Source organism: Pedobacter mendelii, assembly GCF_014635725.1.
Lineage (GTDB): Bacteria > Bacteroidota > Bacteroidia > Sphingobacteriales > Sphingobacteriaceae > Pedobacter > Pedobacter mendelii.
Genome location: NZ_BMDJ01000002.1, coordinates 99,349 through 114,991 on the forward strand (window position 1 = coordinate 99,349; position 15,643 = coordinate 114,991).

General features: G+C 33.7%; 18 protein-coding genes. 11 read left to right on the top strand and 7 right to left on the bottom strand.

All coding sequences use genetic code 11. From position 1 onward, the window contains the following. The first annotated feature begins 6 nt into the window (after positions 1–6). From IEV50_RS03970 to murA, 5 genes are all read left to right on the top strand, one after another. On the top strand, positions 7–609 hold the full coding sequence (locus IEV50_RS03970; protein WP_188411953.1) for a DUF4254 domain-containing protein: 603 nt from the start codon (positions 7–9) through the stop codon (positions 607–609). Positions 610–635: 26 nt separating this feature from the next. Further along, positions 636–1,664, top strand: coding sequence for a glycosyltransferase family 9 protein (locus IEV50_RS03975; RefSeq protein ID WP_188411954.1), 1,029 nt, complete (start codon positions 636–638; stop codon positions 1,662–1,664). Then, complete coding sequence (locus IEV50_RS03980; protein ID WP_188411955.1) at positions 1,657–2,154, top strand: SixA phosphatase family protein; 498 nt, start codon at positions 1,657–1,659, stop codon at positions 2,152–2,154. Before IEV50_RS03975 ends, IEV50_RS03980 begins: the two co-directional genes overlap by 8 nt. A 245-nt stretch (positions 2,155–2,399) precedes the next feature. After that, complete coding sequence (locus IEV50_RS03985) at positions 2,400–3,083, top strand: DUF4290 domain-containing protein (RefSeq protein ID WP_188411956.1); 684 nt, start codon at positions 2,400–2,402, stop codon at positions 3,081–3,083. 90 nt (positions 3,084–3,173) lie between these two features. Continuing rightward, positions 3,174–4,499, top strand: a complete 1,326-nt coding sequence (gene murA / locus IEV50_RS03990; protein WP_188411957.1) for a UDP-N-acetylglucosamine 1-carboxyvinyltransferase — start codon at positions 3,174–3,176, stop codon at positions 4,497–4,499. Positions 4,500–4,745: 246 nt separating this feature from the next. Here murA and IEV50_RS03995 read toward each other — a convergent pair whose 3' ends face one another. The 7 genes from IEV50_RS03995 to IEV50_RS04025 form a co-directional block, all read right to left on the bottom strand. Then, on the bottom strand, positions 4,746–6,107 hold the full coding sequence (locus tag IEV50_RS03995) for a pyridoxal-phosphate dependent enzyme (protein ID WP_188411958.1): 1,362 nt from the start codon (positions 6,105–6,107) through the stop codon (positions 4,746–4,748). 269 nt (positions 6,108–6,376) lie between these two features. Beyond that, on the bottom strand, positions 6,377–7,471 hold the full coding sequence (gene dprA, locus IEV50_RS04000) for a DNA-processing protein DprA (RefSeq protein WP_188411959.1): 1,095 nt from the start codon (positions 7,469–7,471) through the stop codon (positions 6,377–6,379). Between the two features lie 55 nt (positions 7,472–7,526). Continuing rightward, a complete protein-coding gene (locus tag IEV50_RS04005; RefSeq protein ID WP_188411960.1) occupies positions 7,527–7,793 on the bottom strand; it encodes a hypothetical protein in 267 nt (88 codons plus the stop codon). Between the two features lie 140 nt (positions 7,794–7,933). Continuing rightward, the gene (locus IEV50_RS04010; RefSeq protein WP_188411961.1) at positions 7,934–9,430 is read right to left on the bottom strand and encodes a S41 family peptidase; all 1,497 of its coding nucleotides are present in this window, start codon (positions 9,428–9,430) and stop codon (positions 7,934–7,936) included. Then, positions 9,423–10,040, bottom strand: a complete 618-nt coding sequence (locus IEV50_RS04015) for an HAD family hydrolase (protein ID WP_188411962.1) — start codon at positions 10,038–10,040, stop codon at positions 9,423–9,425. The genes IEV50_RS04010 and IEV50_RS04015 overlap by 8 nt, the downstream gene beginning before the upstream one ends. 1 nt (position 10,041) lies before the next feature. After that, complete coding sequence (locus IEV50_RS04020) at positions 10,042–10,518, bottom strand: ATP-grasp domain-containing protein (RefSeq protein WP_188411963.1); 477 nt, start codon at positions 10,516–10,518, stop codon at positions 10,042–10,044. Positions 10,519–10,650: 132 nt separating this feature from the next. Further along, entirely contained in the window at positions 10,651–11,301 is a 651-nt protein-coding gene (locus tag IEV50_RS04025; RefSeq protein ID WP_188411964.1) for an ABC transporter ATP-binding protein, read from the bottom strand. A gap of 194 nt (positions 11,302–11,495) precedes the next feature. Between IEV50_RS04025 and IEV50_RS04030 the strand changes: the two genes are divergently transcribed. The 6 genes from IEV50_RS04030 to IEV50_RS04055 all read left to right on the top strand — a co-directional run bounded on the left by IEV50_RS04030 (position 11,496) and on the right by IEV50_RS04055 (position 15,535). Beyond that, on the top strand, positions 11,496–12,131 hold the full coding sequence (locus tag IEV50_RS04030; protein ID WP_188411965.1) for a hypothetical protein: 636 nt from the start codon (positions 11,496–11,498) through the stop codon (positions 12,129–12,131). Between the two features lies 1 nt (position 12,132). Next, on the top strand, positions 12,133–12,429 hold the full coding sequence (locus IEV50_RS04035; protein ID WP_188411966.1) for a winged helix-turn-helix domain-containing protein: 297 nt from the start codon (positions 12,133–12,135) through the stop codon (positions 12,427–12,429). A 23-nt stretch (positions 12,430–12,452) separates the two neighbouring features. Then, positions 12,453–12,785 carry a hypothetical protein gene (locus IEV50_RS04040; RefSeq protein ID WP_188411967.1) on the top strand — a complete coding sequence of 111 codons (333 nt, stop codon included), beginning with the start codon at positions 12,453–12,455 and terminating at the stop codon, positions 12,783–12,785. Between the two features lies 1 nt (position 12,786). Next, on the top strand, positions 12,787–14,355 hold the full coding sequence (locus IEV50_RS04045) for a DUF4153 domain-containing protein (RefSeq protein WP_188411968.1): 1,569 nt from the start codon (positions 12,787–12,789) through the stop codon (positions 14,353–14,355). A gap of 129 nt (positions 14,356–14,484) precedes the next feature. After that, positions 14,485–15,261: a ferritin-like domain-containing protein gene (locus IEV50_RS04050; RefSeq protein WP_188411969.1), complete on the top strand. Its 777-nt coding sequence runs from the start codon at positions 14,485–14,487 to the stop codon at positions 15,259–15,261. A 31-nt stretch (positions 15,262–15,292) separates the two neighbouring features. Then, positions 15,293–15,535 (top strand): hypothetical protein, encoded by a 243-nt coding sequence (locus IEV50_RS04055; RefSeq protein WP_229746620.1) that lies wholly within the window; start codon positions 15,293–15,295, stop codon positions 15,533–15,535. Positions 15,536–15,643: the final 108 nt, after the last annotated feature.

The window sequence follows — 15,643 nt, forward strand, 5'->3', positions numbered from 1 at the left end:
GCTCCCATGATAAGTGAAATTGCCAACCGCATATTTAATCAAGTAATTGCAGACTACCATAAGTTTGATGATATAGACTATACTGTTAAAAATCCATACGATGCGGAAACGCTAGAGCATCTTTTTTACGTTAAAAACTGGATTGATACTGCACAGTGGCATATGGAAGACGTTGTTCGCAATCCACAAATTGATGCTGCTGAAGGATTAAGTTGGAAAAGGCGTATCGATGCTCAAAACCAGGTTCGTACGGATATGGTAGAGTTTATTGATGGCTATTTCCTAAATCTTTACAAAAACATAAAGGCTATGCCAGATGCTAAAATTAATACCGAAAGTCCGGCTTGGGCACTTGACAGACTATCTATTTTAGCCTTGAAAATTTACCACATGAAAGAAGAGGCTGAACGTGAAACGGCAACTCCCGAACACCGTGAGCAGTGCCTGGCTAAATTGAATGTATTGTTAGCGCAACGCGATGATTTATCTCAGAGTATTGATGAGTTAATCGCTGATATCGAAGCTGGTAAGAAATACATGAAAGTGTATAAACAAATGAAAATGTATAACGACCCGAGTTTAAACCCGGTGTTATACAACAAATCGTAAAAGCAAGAAGACCAAAGCTTAAAGCCATGTCAAAAGAAAAAATCATCGTTTTACGTTTTTCGGCTATGGGCGATGTAGCAATGGTTGCTTCTGTTTTAAAAGAATTTTCCGAACAAAATCCATCTGCGGAAATTATAATGGTGAGTCGTGAAGCTTTTAAACCATTTTTTGATGGAATTCCGAACTTGGTTTTTCATGCCATTCAACCCAAAAACATTCACAAAGGAATTTATGGATTGTATGGGCTTTATCAAGAACTTAAAAGATATAAACCAACTGCAATTGCCGACTTGCATGATAATTTACGTAGCCGAGTAATTTCAACTTTTTTTCGTTTGGCTGGAATTAAAATTAAACGTATTGATAAAGGAAGAGCTGAGAAAAAAGCTTTAACTCGTTCCGCAAATAAAATTTTTAAACCCTTACGCCAAACGGTAGAACGCTATGCCGATGTTTTTCGAGAATTAGACTTCAATATTAAGTTGAATCATCAGCTAAAAAAATTTCCACAAGAAATCCCTGCTAAAGCCGAAAAGTTGTCTCAAGATAAAGAAATCAAAAAATTAGGTATCTCCCCTTTTGCGCAGCACATTTATAAAATTTATCCATTAGAAAAAATGGAAGAAGTAATTTCTTTGCTAAGCTCATTGGGTTATAAACTTTTTATTTTCGGAGGAGGAAAAACCGAGCAGTTAACTGCCGAAAAATGGGCTAAAGCATATGCAAACACAAATAATATAATAGGAAATTTTAATCTGAATGAAGAACTTGCTATTATTTCAAATCTAGATTTAATGCTCAGCATGGATTCAGCGGGAATGCACATGGCATCGTTAGTGGGTGTTCCTGTAATTTCAGTTTGGGGGCCAACGCATCCTTATGCAGGTTTTTTAGGTTATGGTCAATCGGAAAATGATTGCATACAAATTGATAATCATGCCCGACCCAATTCTATTTACGGAAACAAACCATGCTTATGCGGTGTTGAAAGTTGCATGGATTTAATTAAACCTGAAACGATTGTAAATAAAATTAAAGAAAAACTAAATGGCTAAGCAATTACTTTTGGTTCGACACGGAAAATCAGATTGGGGAAATTTAGATTTAAAAGATTTCGACCGACCATTGAATAAACGTGGTAAAGAAAATGCTGCTGAGATGGCAGAGCGATTATTAAATAGAGGTTTCAAGTTTGATTTGATGGTAAGCAGTCCGGCAAAGCGGGCTAAATCTACTGCAAAACATTTTGCGGAGGCTTTTCAAGTTGATGATATTCAATATGAAGAATCTATTTACGAGGCCAATACCAATACGCTTTTAAAAGTGGTAAATGGTTTTGATGATTCGGCCGACATAATAATTATATTTGGGCATAATCCTGGTTTTACAGATTTAGCCAATGAGTTAAGTAGTGCTGACATTTATAATATCCCTACTGCTGGAATGGTGTTAATGTCTTTCAACTTAGATTCGTGGAAAATGGTGAGTAAAGGAACCGGAGAACTGGTTTTTTTTGATTACCCGAAGAATAGCGATGAAATTTAGATTTTTTGCCACGGAAACACAGAATTCACAGAAAAATTTTCATCCTACAAACCACAAGAATTACTGAAATTATGTTCCAGAAAAAACGAATTTCATAATGCTAAAATCGTAAATTTAACTATCTTTGAAACAATATAAATAACGAAAGTCCGGCAATAGACATTTCGGTGAATTCATAACCTCATCTCCTCTGGTTATTTCATAATTCGTATCGCCGGAAAATTTATTCATTAAATTATCTGTACATGAATTTTGATTATAATACTACGCGTAGCCATTTGATTTTATCGGAATATGGCCGAAACGTTCAGAATATGGTGAAGTATATTTGCGAATTACCAACCATTGAAGAACGTAATAAATATGCTCAGGCAGTTATTGACCTGATGGGATTTTTACAACCACACTTACGTGATGTTGCTGATTTTAAGCACAAACTTTGGGATCATTTACACATTATTTCTGGCTATCAGATTGATGTAGAAAGTCCTTACCCTAAGCCTTTGCCCGAAAATGCTTTTAAAAAGCCACAGCCTTTGCCTTATCCACAACAAAGAATTACCTACAAACATTATGGCAAAACGGTTGAGAATTTGATTGAAAAAGCAATGGGAGAGCAAAACCCCGAGCAGAAAAAATTAATGGTTCAAGGTATTGCAAATTTTATGAAAATGGCATATGTTACCTGGAACAAGGATAACGTTAGTGATGATACCATAATTAAAGATTTAAAATATCTTTCTGGCGGATTGCTTTCACTTGATGAGGGTGTTAATCTGGCGAAGGTGGAGTTTAGAGCGCAAAATCCTCGGCAGAATAACAACAACCGAGGAAGAACAAATAACAACAATAATAACGGCAAAAACCGTCAGAATAATAATAACAACAATAATCGCAGACCGAATAATAACAACAAACCTAAATATTAAAGGAAAGGTAAAAGGCAAAAGGTGAAAGGCACATTTTAAATATCCACTCAATCTTGATACTTGATACTAATTACTAAATACTAAAAATATATGAACGCATTTGAAATAACAGGCGGAATTAAATTAAAGGGCGAAATTACTCCTCAAGGTGCCAAAAACGAGGCATTACAAATTCTATCGGCTGTATTGCTGACCGAAAAAAAAGTAACTATAAGCAATATTCCTGATATTAAGGATGTAAATAAACTGATTGAGTTGCTGGGCGATTTGGGTGTTACTATTGAGCGCCTCGACAAGGACACTTACACTTTTGAGGCTAAAAACATAGATTTAAACTTCTTTGAATCGGAAATTTTTAAAGCCAAAGGTGGTGGTTTACGTGGTTCGATTATGATTGTTGGCCCACTTTTAGCTCGTTTTGGAAGAGCTGCTATTCCAAAGCCAGGTGGCGATAAAATTGGCCGCAGAAGATTGGATACGCACTTTATTGGTTTCGAAAAGTTAGGTGCAAAATTTGTTTATGATAGCAAAAAAGCTTTCTTTAACGTTGATGCGACAAACTTAAAAGGTGCTTATATTCTATTAGATGAGGCATCAGTAACTGGAACGGCTAACATTGTTATGGCAGCTGTTTTGGCAAAAGGAACAACCACAATTTATAACGCTGCCTGTGAGCCTTATTTACAGCAACTCTGCAAAATGCTTAATCGCATGGGTGCAAAAATTTCTGGTATTGGCTCTAACTTATTAACCATTGAGGGTGTTAAAGTTTTAAGTGGAACAGAACACAGAATGTTGCCCGATATGATTGAGATTGGATCTTTCATTGGGATGGCAGCTATGACTGAATCTGAAATTACGATTAAAAACGTTTGTTATGATGAGCTTGGTGTAATTCCTGAAGTTTTTAAAAAACTCGGCATTAAATTAGAACGCAGAGGCGATGATATTTATGTTCCATCGCAAAAGCATTACGAAATTGATACTTTTATTGATGGTTCGATTTTAACAATTGCCGATTCACCTTGGCCTGGTTTTACACCAGATTTATTAAGTATTGTTTTGGTAGTAGCCACCCAAGCTAAAGGAAACGTTTTAATCCACCAAAAAATGTTCGAGAGTCGTTTGTTCTTCGTTGATAAATTAATCGACATGGGTGCTCAAATTATTCTTTGCGACCCGCACCGTGCTACGGTTAATGGTATCGATAAAAAATATAAACTTCGCGGTATCAGCATGACTTCTCCTGATATTAGAGCCGGAGTTTCTTTGTTAATTGCGGCGCTTTCTGCAGAGGGTAAATCGACTATTTACAACATCGAACAGATTGAGCGTGGTTACCAGGACATTGACACACGTTTGCGTGCTTTAGGTGCGCAAATTAAGCGTGTAAATGCTGATGCACCAAGCCACTAGTTTAAGTCTAAAGCTGAAAGACCAAAGACTAAAGCAAAAATAGCATGACATAGAAACGCCCGGGTAAGAATTTACTCGGGCGTTTTTTATAGTTTCACTTCATTGCGAGGCAGGAAGTAATTTCTTATATCTGTAACTGTTTGAAAACAAAGCATTAAGATTGCTTCTTAACTCACAATGACAACCGTTTTAGAAAAACAAATAACCAAAAATTAAATCCTATTACACATTTCCAATTTTCCGTACTTAGCCCGAAATCGCGTTTATAATATCGTACTGCGTGATGATTTCGATTTTTCCTGATTCATCTTCTACTAGCACTGCAGAATTTTCTTTATTAATCAATGATGAAATTTTATCAATCGAAGTATTCAAATCAACGAAAGGAAAAGTTGCCGTCATAATTTCCGAAATTGGTGCAGATTTCAAACCTGGATTTTCAAGTAAGGCGGTAAGGATATCACTCTCTGCAATTTTACCAACAATCATACCTTGTTGGGTTACCGGAATTTGAGAAATATTCATCGATTTTATTGTATTTATAGCCTCTAAAACAGACTTAGTTGCATCAAGAGTTACAATTTCAGCTGCTTCTTTTTTAGCCAAAATTAATTTAGCAGTTAGTTTTTCATCTTGCAAAAATCCACGTTCGCGTAACCAATCTTCATTATACATTTTACCCATGTACCTGCTTCCATGATCGTGGAAGATAACCACAACAACATCTTCCGGTTTTAGCTTATCTTTCAGTTGAATTAGACCACCAATTGCCGCACCAGCAGAATTCCCCACAAAAATGCCCTCTTTACGGGCAATGTCGCGAGTCATTAAGGCTGCATCTTTATCGGTTACTTTTTCGAATAAATCAATTACATCAAAATTTACGTTTGCTGGTAAGAAGTCCTCTCCAATTCCCTCGGTGATGTAAGGATAAATTTCATCCTTATCAAAAATACCAGTCTCTTTGTATTTTTTAAAAACCGAACCGTAAGTATCTATTCCCCAAATTTGAATATTTGGATTCTTTTCTTTTAAATATTTTCCAGTTCCAGAAATCGTTCCGCCCGTTCCAACACCAACAACTAAATGTGTTATTTTACCTTCTGTTTGTTCCCAAATTTCAGGACCAGTTTGCTCGTAATGAGCCTGCGAATTGGCTAAATTATCATATTGATTTGGTTTCCAAGAATTAGGAACCTCACGCTCTAAACGAGATGAAACCGAATAATAAGAACGTGGGTCTTCAGGCTCAACATTTGTTGGACAAACAATTACTTCAGCACCAAAAGCACGTAAAGCATCAACCTTTTCTTTCGATTGTTTATCCGTTGTGGTGAAAATACATTTATAACCTTTAACAATAGCGGCCATAGCCAATCCCATTCCTGTATTTCCTGATGTTCCTTCGATTATGGTTCCTCCTGGTTTTAATTTACCACTTCTCTCTGCGTCATCAATCATTTTAACCGCCATACGGTCTTTAATTGAGTTGCCTGGATTAGTCGTTTCTATTTTTGCCAATATTGTTCCAGGAACTCCCTTTGTTATCGTGTTTAATTTTACCAATGGCGTATTGCCAATGGTTTCTAAAATATTATTATACCACATGCAACAAAATTAAGCAAAGGCATTAAGTATTTCACAAACTATATTTTATTTGAAACATAATTTTGAAAATGAAAGTTTTATAGAATTTTATTGCTTAATCTATTATAATGATAGGGATTATAGATTGATTATTGGGTGAAACGCAATATGGGTTTTAGATTTTTCTTTCTTAGCCGCAGATTCGCAAATTAAAAATCAATTATAATTTCCAGAAATAATAAAAATTAATAAGATAATCATTTAAGAGAATCTGCGCTCAGATATTCCTTTTATGCAAGTTTATATACTTTACCCGGTAACGAAACAATAATCCCCTGCATCTCTAAAGTAAGAATTACTATGGCTAGTTTGCTTTGTTGAATATTCAATGAAATACAAAGTTCATCAATAGAAAGTTGACCGTTTTGTAAAGTATTGACAACCTTTTGCTCATTTACAGTTAGATTGAGTTGCAATGTAGTTTGCGCTTGTTTTTTCTTTTCTTTTACTTCATCATCCCAACCCAAATAATAAATTAAATCTTTAGCATTGTTAATAAGCCCTGCCCTATTCGTTTTTATCAGGAAGTTACAACCTTCAGAGAAAATATCATTTGTTCTTCCGGGAAAAGCATAAACATCTTTATTATAAGAATTGGCAATTTCTGCAGTGATTAAAGCTCCACCTTTTAATGATGCCTCAACAACAATAGTTGCATCTGCAATGCCTGCAATAATTCGATTACGTTGCGGAAAATTTTGTCTATCTGGATTGGTTAAAGTTGGAAATTCAGAAAGCAAACCACCATTTAAAACCATTTTTTGCGATACTGTTTTATGTATCTGTGGATAAAGTCTATCTAAGCCATGGCCTAAAACACCAACCGTTGGGATATTATTTACAATACATTCTTTATGAGCTGTAACATCAATTCCATACGCTAAACCACTCACAATTAACACATTATAAGGAGCTAAAACTTCGCAAAGTTGCTTACATAAATTTTTACCATATTCAGTTGCATTTCGGGTTCCAACAATACTGATAATCCGTGGATGATTTAAGTTGGCATTGCCTTTGAAATAAAGCAAAATCGGAGAATCAAAACAATTTTTTAAACGTTTTGGATAATTATCATCTGAAAAGAAAAGTATTTCAATACCATGCTTTTCTATAAATTTCAGTTCTTCTGAAGCCCTTTTTATAGCATCAGTATTTAAAATAGCTTCAACAGTTTTTTCGCCAATACCTGGAATTTGCAGAAGCTGATTTTTGCTGGCTGAGAAAACCGATTCCGCACTTCCACAATAAGCCAGTAGATTTTTAGCACTTACTGGACCAATAGATTTTATAAAAGTTAAAGCAATTTTGTGAAGCGTACTCATTAATTTTCAGGCTAAGGTTAATAAATTCGGGATGATTTATTTCCTTAAAAGCAACCTAAAAATCGATATCTATTAAACTTTTAAGTGGAATATGGATATTATTTTTGAGTTGAATGTATTTCTCGGTAACAGCCCAAACTGTTGTATCAACACGTTTCGGCCCAATTGTAGTGTTAAAAGTAATTATAGCTTTAGATTTAAACTCGTTCCCAAGTCTTTGAGCTTCATCAAGTTTCGTTTTTAATTCTAAAGTATGGTCTTCTTTTGCATTTATGATATTTAAATAGCTTATATGTTCTTTTTCTACAATTTCTACTGGCATAATATCTCTTTAACGATTAATGTTAAACAAGCTTATTAAAATTTTAGAAAAAAAGCAACCTTTATAAAGTCATTTTACACAAAACTAAAATAAAAAAGCCGGTATGAGTTAAATACCGGCTTATAAATGTATTGTTTGGTTTATTTGTTTAATTTTAACTTTCTAGTTTCAATCATTCCTTTAAATTCATGGTCCATTTTACCCGTTAAATCTTCGACCTGCGTTTTAGATAATGGCGATGTGCTACTTAACGTATTATCTTTTAAATAAGATGTAAAAGCACCAGTTGCCGAATAATTTAATGCCTGGGCTAAAAGCCTTTCTGTAGGATCTCCAAATTCTTTCGTAACATCATCTGTTATATCTTTATCAACCGTAATTCCATCAAAATACTCGCCTTGATTTAATTGATTTTTAGTTTGAAACTGGGGAATATACAAATCACTTTTATCAATGTGAATTGAAAAGAACCCTACTGGTTTACCAAAAGTTTTTTTACCAATTAATTTCACATCCATTACTGGTTTTAAATTATTAATTAATAATTCGCTAGCAGATGCAGTTCCAGAAGTTACCAAAAAATACACTCTAGAAAGGTTGTTAAGCGTACCTCGTTTTGCAAAAACCTCTTGATTTCCTGCAGCAGCAGTTGGCTTGTAAGAATAATCAAAATAAGAGTACAAACGAGTTACGCCATCGTTTCCTTTAGCATAGAACTTTTGATTTTGAAGAATTGTCGCCTTCTCATCTTGCATGGTCTGCGTCCAATAAGTGGTATACATTACCTTACCATTTTGGGCTACAGGAGCCACTAAATTGGTAAAAGCTTCTGAAGTGGCAACGGATCCGCCACCATTATAGCGTAAATCTACAACTAATTCATTTACTCCATCAGCAGCAAACTTGGTAAAAGCTGCGTCTAAAAGTGTTGTTGAGTTAGTTGTGAAACTATTAAATACGATATAACCTACTTTTTTTGTGCCAACTGTGTAAGTGTTTGTATATAGAATAGGGTTAATATTGTAAGAGCCGCGTGTTACAACAACATCTTTCGATATTCCGTTAGGCATAACAACTGTTAAAGAAACAGTTGCTGCTGTTCCAAATATAGCATCTACAATTGCGTTAATACTTGCATCAGATGTATTTATATTTGTGCTTCCGTTAACTTTAGTAATTTGATATCCTCTTTTTAGTCCTTGTGCAGAAGCAGGAGAAGCATCATAAACATATTTTATTCTCAAATCATTGGTAGAATTAAAGAAAATCGAAAAACCGAAATCTCCACTTACACCGCCCAATTGGGTAGCTACTGCGCCATCATCTATAAATGAATATTTATCTTTCCCTCCAGTACTGGGTAAAGCCTTTATTGCTGCAAGAACAGCCTCGTTAGAACTATACTGCCTTGGATTAAAGGTTGAATAACTTGGCATTCCTATATTCCAAAAATAAGTTTGCTGGGCATATAAATAAATTGAGTCTTTTGTTAATTCAGTTCTGGTGCCTGGCGTACCTGGAGTTGTTGTAGTTCCACCATCCGGCGCGACAGATGATTTTTTACATGATGTTGATAACCCTATCGCAGCAATTAAAACGCACAGAAATAATTTTTGTGCAACAAAATTTTTAGTCATATTTTTTGTAAGTTTCTAGTGACACAATATACGTCAAATTAATTAATTTAGATTGTTGCTCATCAAATTTATTTGCACCAAAAACTAACGCATCTTCAGCAGATAAATTGTTGTGATTTAAGATGTTCTGAAAAATTTCTGATTTGGGTTGTTTGAGTTCATCTGTAAAGAAAACTGTCAGGTACTTTTCTAAACCATTCCATTCTGTCTGCTTTATTTTATTTAATTGTTGCTCCGGATTACCTGCTGTAACGATAAATATTTTCTTTCTTTCCATCACTAATTCCTGCAAAAAATCTAACATATTTTTGTAAAGCAATAACTTTAGTGGCAAGCGGGCATTCTGGTGCAATAAATCGAAATTATATTGATAGCTTTCTTTAAGTTCAAATTTTTTGGCTGTTTTTTGAAAAAGCGCATCTGTTCCAGTATTTCCATACTCCAAACGCATGAAATCCAAAATAGATTGAGCATTTTTTTGCTCGCTGTACTCAATAAATTGAGAAAATAAATAGTAAACCTGCAATAAATAATCTTTAGCAGGAAACAAAACATCATCTAGTTCGAAAATAAATATCTGTTTATCTTTTGCCAATTGATAAGCGCTCATACTATATCGTAAAAAGTTTAAAATTGTTTGAATTATCTAAAACGAAAACGCCATTTAACACTGATGAGTTATTTCCCGTAGAATTAGTTTTCGTCGAAAAAACACATTCTCCTTTTACAAAAACATTCAATTCGGTGTTTAAACCTTGCTCTGAAAACAGGTAATTATTTAACTGCTCAAAATGCGGAAGCAACACTTCAATACCATATTCGCTAAACAAAACGGCCGACTTTGCAATTGGCTCTATTTCAAAATGGTGTAAAGGAATAATTGTATCTATTGATTCCGTAATGCAAAAGTTTAATAAAATATGTGCTATACTATCTTTATTTAACTTCCCTAAAGAAGAAAAAGCATAGTTTTCTGTAATTATTCCTGGTACATCTCCATAATCTGCCAACAATACAAAATGGCTTGGAAATGCTTTTAAAAGCTTCATCGTTTTAGCGTTGTTACCGCCTGTAATAAGTATTTTCAAATTTTTAAATTGATTGAATTTTGAATAAATGAGTTAACGAATTAAGTAGAATTATACAAAATATTGAAATCTTTTTAATTTCATATTCAATATCATAATCTTGAAAGTCCCTTAATCTTCTTAATCCTGCTCCTATACAATTAATCCGTCTTTCATTGTCACGATTCGGTCGCTCGTTTTTGCTAAATGCTCATTATGTGTTACGATAATGAATGTTTGCTGAAAGTTATCCCGAAGGCTAACAAAAAGCTGATGCAATGCCGCTGCATTTTCAGAATCTAAATTTCCTGAAGGTTCATCTGCCAGAATAATGGATGGATTATTGATTAATGCTCTGGCAATAGCTATTCTTTGCTGCTCTCCACCAGATAGCTGATTAGGTTTATGATTTGCCCTATCTTTTAGTCCAAATAAATCTAATAATTCTAAAGCTCTTGCTTCTGCCTGCTTTTTACTTGTTTTAGCGATAAAAGCAGGAATACAAATATTTTCTATCGCACTAAATTCTGGCAGTAAATGGTGAAATTGAAATACAAAACCAATATTTTGGTTTCTAAAAGAACTCAATAATTCACCACTTAGCTTACTTATAATTGTTCCTTTAAGTTCTACAGATCCATCATCAGGTTTATCAAGTGTACCTAAAATATGAAGCAATGTACTTTTTCCTGCACCAGATGGACCGATAATGCTTACTATTTCTCCCTTTTGCACTTCAAAATTTACACCTTTTAATATTTGTAGATTTCCGTACGATTTTCTTACACCTGTGGCTTTTAGCATGGTTCAAATTTAATAAAAAAGGTTAACCATCGTGTAATGAAATTGTTTACGATTAATACTGATGGGTAATTGTCTGTGCCCTTATTATTTGAGCATGTAGCTTTGGGCTATAATCAATCGATGATAAAAAAAACAAAATAAAATTTGCAGTTATCATTTTCTTATTTAACTTTGAAAAACAAAGCACTTTCAAAATGAGCAATTCTGAAGAACAACTAAATGCATTAAAAGACATCAGGCAAATGATGGACAGGTCATCAAGATTCATCTCTCTGAGTGGCTTATCGGGCGTTTTTGCAGGAATTATTGCGCTAATTGGTGCATATTTTGCCTACGATGAGATAGATAAATTTATTAACGGCAGAGGCTATACTTATGGCATTGAAGGCGAAATTAATTTAGAATACAATCTCATTAAATTAGCTTTAATAACTTTAGTTGTAGCAATAGCTGGCGGAATTCTTTTTACTTACAGGAAAAGCCAACGTAATAATCTTCCAATTTGGGATAAAACTTCTAAATCGCTTTTATTAAATCTTTTTGTTCCACTCGCTACAGGTGGCTTATTTATTATTGCATTGTTATTTAACCACCCCAACACCTACAGTATTATTGCACCAACTTGTTTAATATTTTATGGTTTAGCTTTAATTAATGCAAGTAAATACACTTATAGCGACATCCGTTATTTAGGATATTGTGAGGTTATTTTAGGGCTTATTTCTCTATTTTATATTGGTTACGGATTGATATTTTGGGCTTTCGGCTTTGGCGTACTGCATATTATTTACGGGCTTTTAATGTATTTTAAATACGAGAAAGGCAAATAATATGAAAAACCCAATAGCAGATTTAAATAAAATATTCGATAGCCGAATTAGGTTAGGTGTAATGTCTATGCTTGTTGTAAATGATGAAATTAGCTTTAACGATTTGAAACAGATGTTAGAATTAACGGATGGTAACCTGGCCTCGCACCTGAATACTTTAGAACAAGCCGAATTTATAAAAGTGCACAAAGGTTTTATAGGCAGAAAAACCAGCACCACCTATTCTATTACCGCATTAGGCAAACAAGCTTTTCAAGCACATTTAAATGCGCTTGAAAAAATGATAAATAAACTTTAATATATTTTTTTTAACAATTTACTTTGAAACACAAAGCACTTTTAAAAATAACGATTACCATGACAACTGAACTTTTAATTATCAACATCGGAAAGAAATCAGCAATTTTTTCCTTTTCTATTGGAACATTGCTTCTATTGATTTACCTCGCCACCAAAGCTGGTGTTCTTATCGGCTTTGGGCTAGTGTATTTGGAAATCGCTTTTTTTATAAATATCGCAGTTTTATCTGCATTGCTTTTTGCAACTGTAGCTTACAGCGGAAATCGAAAAAAAACCTGGTTAACCATTTTATATGTATTGCTTAACCTTCCAATCGCATTTACTTATTTTCTTATTGTAGCCCAAATAGCTTAAAATGAAAAATAAATCCAACCTTCTGCTTCTATCTGCCTTATTGGGCGGTTTGCTATTCAACCTTCTTTTTTGGAAAGAAAGATTAGCGCTCAACTTACTTATTTACAGCACCTATTTGCTGATAATTGCTTACCTCAATCCTGAAGTTGTTAAAAGTTTAAAATTTAAAATTTATGGTTTAGCCCATCTTTTAGCTGCCATTTTGGTAGTAATCAACAATTCTGATTTAACATTAGTAAGCTATTACATAAGCTTATTACTGTTTATCGGTTTTAGCCGCAACCAACAGATAAGGACAATTTTTACAGCTTTTGCCGCAGCCATTTTGCAAATGATAACTGTTACGTTCAATGCAATCAGGAATTTGAGCGAAGTATCTATCGGTAACTTTAATTTAAAGCCGCTTTTTAAAATAATTAAGTACGTTTTTATCCCTATCGTAATTGTAACTGTATTTACCTGCCTGTACTCTGCGGCAAGTAGTGTTTTTGCGCATTATGCAGAGGCTTTCCTTAACAACATTTCCAATTTTGTAGACAAAATATTTGGTTTCATTTTTAAAGATTTAAGCTTTATTCGTTTCCTGCATTTCTGTTTAGGATTGATTTTAACAAGCGGTTTAATATTAGCATTTTTTGATAAAAGTATTCAAAATACCGAGGCAAATTGTAAAGAGCAGCTATTAAGAATCAGAAGAAACCAGAATCAGAAAACAGTTTGGCATGAGTTTATTCGGGTATTTAGCTTCAATCTATTAACCCGAAAATTAGCCCTTAAAACAGAATTTATAACGGCATTAATTTCTTTCGCTGCTTTAAATATGTTACTACTACTCTTAAACTTGATTGATATTATAATGTTATGGTTTGGTTATAAACCGTCCGGTAATTTTTCTGCCGATTTACATGACGGCACCAATGCCCTTATCTTCAGTATTGCCATGGCTTTAGCTGTAATTATTTACTTTTTCCGTGGAAACCTGAATTTTTATAGCAAAAGTAAAACATTAAGAATACTGGCCTTCGCCTGGATGATTCAAAACTTCATTCTTATTATTTCAGTATTTATTCGTGATGGCTACTATATCGAATTTTATGGCCTAACACACAAAAGAATTGGGGTTTTGGTATTTGCCATACTTTGTATAATTGGCTTAACAACAGTATATATAAAGGTTGCGAAACAGAAAACTTTTTTCTACTTGCTAAAAATTAACGGCAATATCTGGTTTGTTTTATTGCTCGCTTTCAGCACCATAAATTGGGATGTTTTAATTGCAAAATACAATTTGGCACAAAGTGATAAAATATCATTAGATGCAAAATATCTACTTTCCTTGTCGGATAAAACCTTACCCGTTTTGGATAAAAATAGAGCAAAACTACATTTTACTGAGGATACTGATACGAATGACAGAACCTACGCCAGTCCGGAAACCTCAGCTTTTTATCAGCAACAACTCTACCAACGCATTGGCCATTTTAAAGAGCGGCATGAAAAAGTAAGCTGGCTATCTTGGAACTTGCAAGATTGGAAAACTGCAGAATATTTTGGATTAAATGGTACGTAAGATGAAAAGACATCATAAAATTGTAGCCATGATTCTGGCAATCATATCATTATCATGGTTTGTTTTGAGTAACGTTATTGATAAGATTTTTGATTTACAGATTAATGAACCACACCTAAAATGAACAATATGAAAATACATTCATCAACCTCTTGGACAAATTATTTCACCAAAAACTCATCAATTAAACGTGTTAATTGGGAATTAGAGCCAAATATTACAAAACTTGAGCGAAACAATATTTTAAAATCGTTACAAGCCTGGCAACTGGGCGAAACATCTGAAGGTGAGCATTTAATTCATGCTGCAGGAAAATATGCAACTGAAATAAATGATAACGAATACCCTTATGCTGTAAAACTTTTTATTAAAGAAGAGCAAAAGCACGGTAATAATTTAGGCAAATACCTCGATTTAATTAAAGAACGCCGAATAAAAAAAGATTGGGGCGATACGATGTTCAGAAAAATAAGGTACTACAATACCAACATGGAACTTTGGACAATTGCGGTTATCACAGTAAAAAGTGCTGCACAAATTTTTTATCAGGCACTAAAAGATGCAACTCAATGCACTTTATTAAAACAAATTTGTACAGATATTTTAATTGATGAAGCCGCTCACATTACTTTTCAAAAAGAAAGACTATACATCATTTTCAGCCAGAAAAATTCAATTTCGAAGTTTGTAGCTTATCATGCATATTCCTGTTTTTTCATTTGCACAAGTTTGGTTGTGTGGTTTGCGCATAAAAAATTGTTTAACGCAGGCAGACTTAACTTTTCGAGGTATTTTAATAAAATGAAATTTAAGCTTGGTAAAGTTGCCGGTAAATCTGTTTTGTATAATCAGGAAGAAAGGCAAAAACCTTCAATTATTGAGTTAAATCGAAGCCATTCCATTTAAAAAGAAAATGCACATTAAATAAAATATTATCATGAAAAATAAAGAAACATTTATCAATTCTAAACTAAGAATTACCATAATTTTAATTGTAACAGTAATAATTTTAAGCATTCCGCTAATTGCGATGCAGTTTACGAATGAAGTAAATTGGACTTTAATAGATTTTGCAGCAGCAGGCGGATTATTATTAAGCACAGGTTTAGCCATAGAACTTGTGATTAGAAATGTAAAACACGGTAACTTGAAAGCCATATTATTTTCGTCATTCTTCTAGCTTTGTTTCTAATATGGGTAGAATTGGCTGTCGGTATCTTCAAAACGCCAATGGCTGGAAATTAAAAAAAGCCAATAAAAATCATTTATAATCACCTTTTGCTTTAGA

Coding starts and splice junctions, on each gene's coding strand:
- IEV50_RS03970 (WP_188411953.1), top strand. CDS start 7: ATGATAAGTGAAATTGCCAACCGCATATTTAATCAAGTAATTGCAGAC.
- IEV50_RS03975 (WP_188411954.1), top strand. CDS start 636: ATGTCAAAAGAAAAAATCATCGTTTTACGTTTTTCGGCTATGGGCGAT.
- IEV50_RS03980 (WP_188411955.1), top strand. CDS start 1,657: ATGGCTAAGCAATTACTTTTGGTTCGACACGGAAAATCAGATTGGGGA.
- IEV50_RS03985 (WP_188411956.1), top strand. CDS start 2,400: ATGAATTTTGATTATAATACTACGCGTAGCCATTTGATTTTATCGGAA.
- murA (WP_188411957.1), top strand. CDS start 3,174: ATGAACGCATTTGAAATAACAGGCGGAATTAAATTAAAGGGCGAAATT.
- IEV50_RS03995 (WP_188411958.1), bottom strand. CDS start 6,107: ATGTGGTATAATAATATTTTAGAAACCATTGGCAATACGCCATTGGTA.
- dprA (WP_188411959.1), bottom strand. CDS start 7,471: ATGAGTACGCTTCACAAAATTGCTTTAACTTTTATAAAATCTATTGGT.
- IEV50_RS04005 (WP_188411960.1), bottom strand. CDS start 7,793: ATGCCAGTAGAAATTGTAGAAAAAGAACATATAAGCTATTTAAATATC.
- IEV50_RS04010 (WP_188411961.1), bottom strand. CDS start 9,430: ATGACTAAAAATTTTGTTGCACAAAAATTATTTCTGTGCGTTTTAATT.
- IEV50_RS04015 (WP_188411962.1), bottom strand. CDS start 10,040: ATGAGCGCTTATCAATTGGCAAAAGATAAACAGATATTTATTTTCGAA.
- IEV50_RS04025 (WP_188411964.1), bottom strand. CDS start 11,301: ATGCTAAAAGCCACAGGTGTAAGAAAATCGTACGGAAATCTACAAATA.
- IEV50_RS04030 (WP_188411965.1), top strand. CDS start 11,496: ATGAGCAATTCTGAAGAACAACTAAATGCATTAAAAGACATCAGGCAA.
- IEV50_RS04035 (WP_188411966.1), top strand. CDS start 12,133: ATGAAAAACCCAATAGCAGATTTAAATAAAATATTCGATAGCCGAATT.
- IEV50_RS04045 (WP_188411968.1), top strand. CDS start 12,787: ATGAAAAATAAATCCAACCTTCTGCTTCTATCTGCCTTATTGGGCGGT.
- IEV50_RS04050 (WP_188411969.1), top strand. CDS start 14,485: ATGAAAATACATTCATCAACCTCTTGGACAAATTATTTCACCAAAAAC.
- IEV50_RS04055 (WP_229746620.1), top strand. CDS start 15,293: ATGAAAAATAAAGAAACATTTATCAATTCTAAACTAAGAATTACCATA.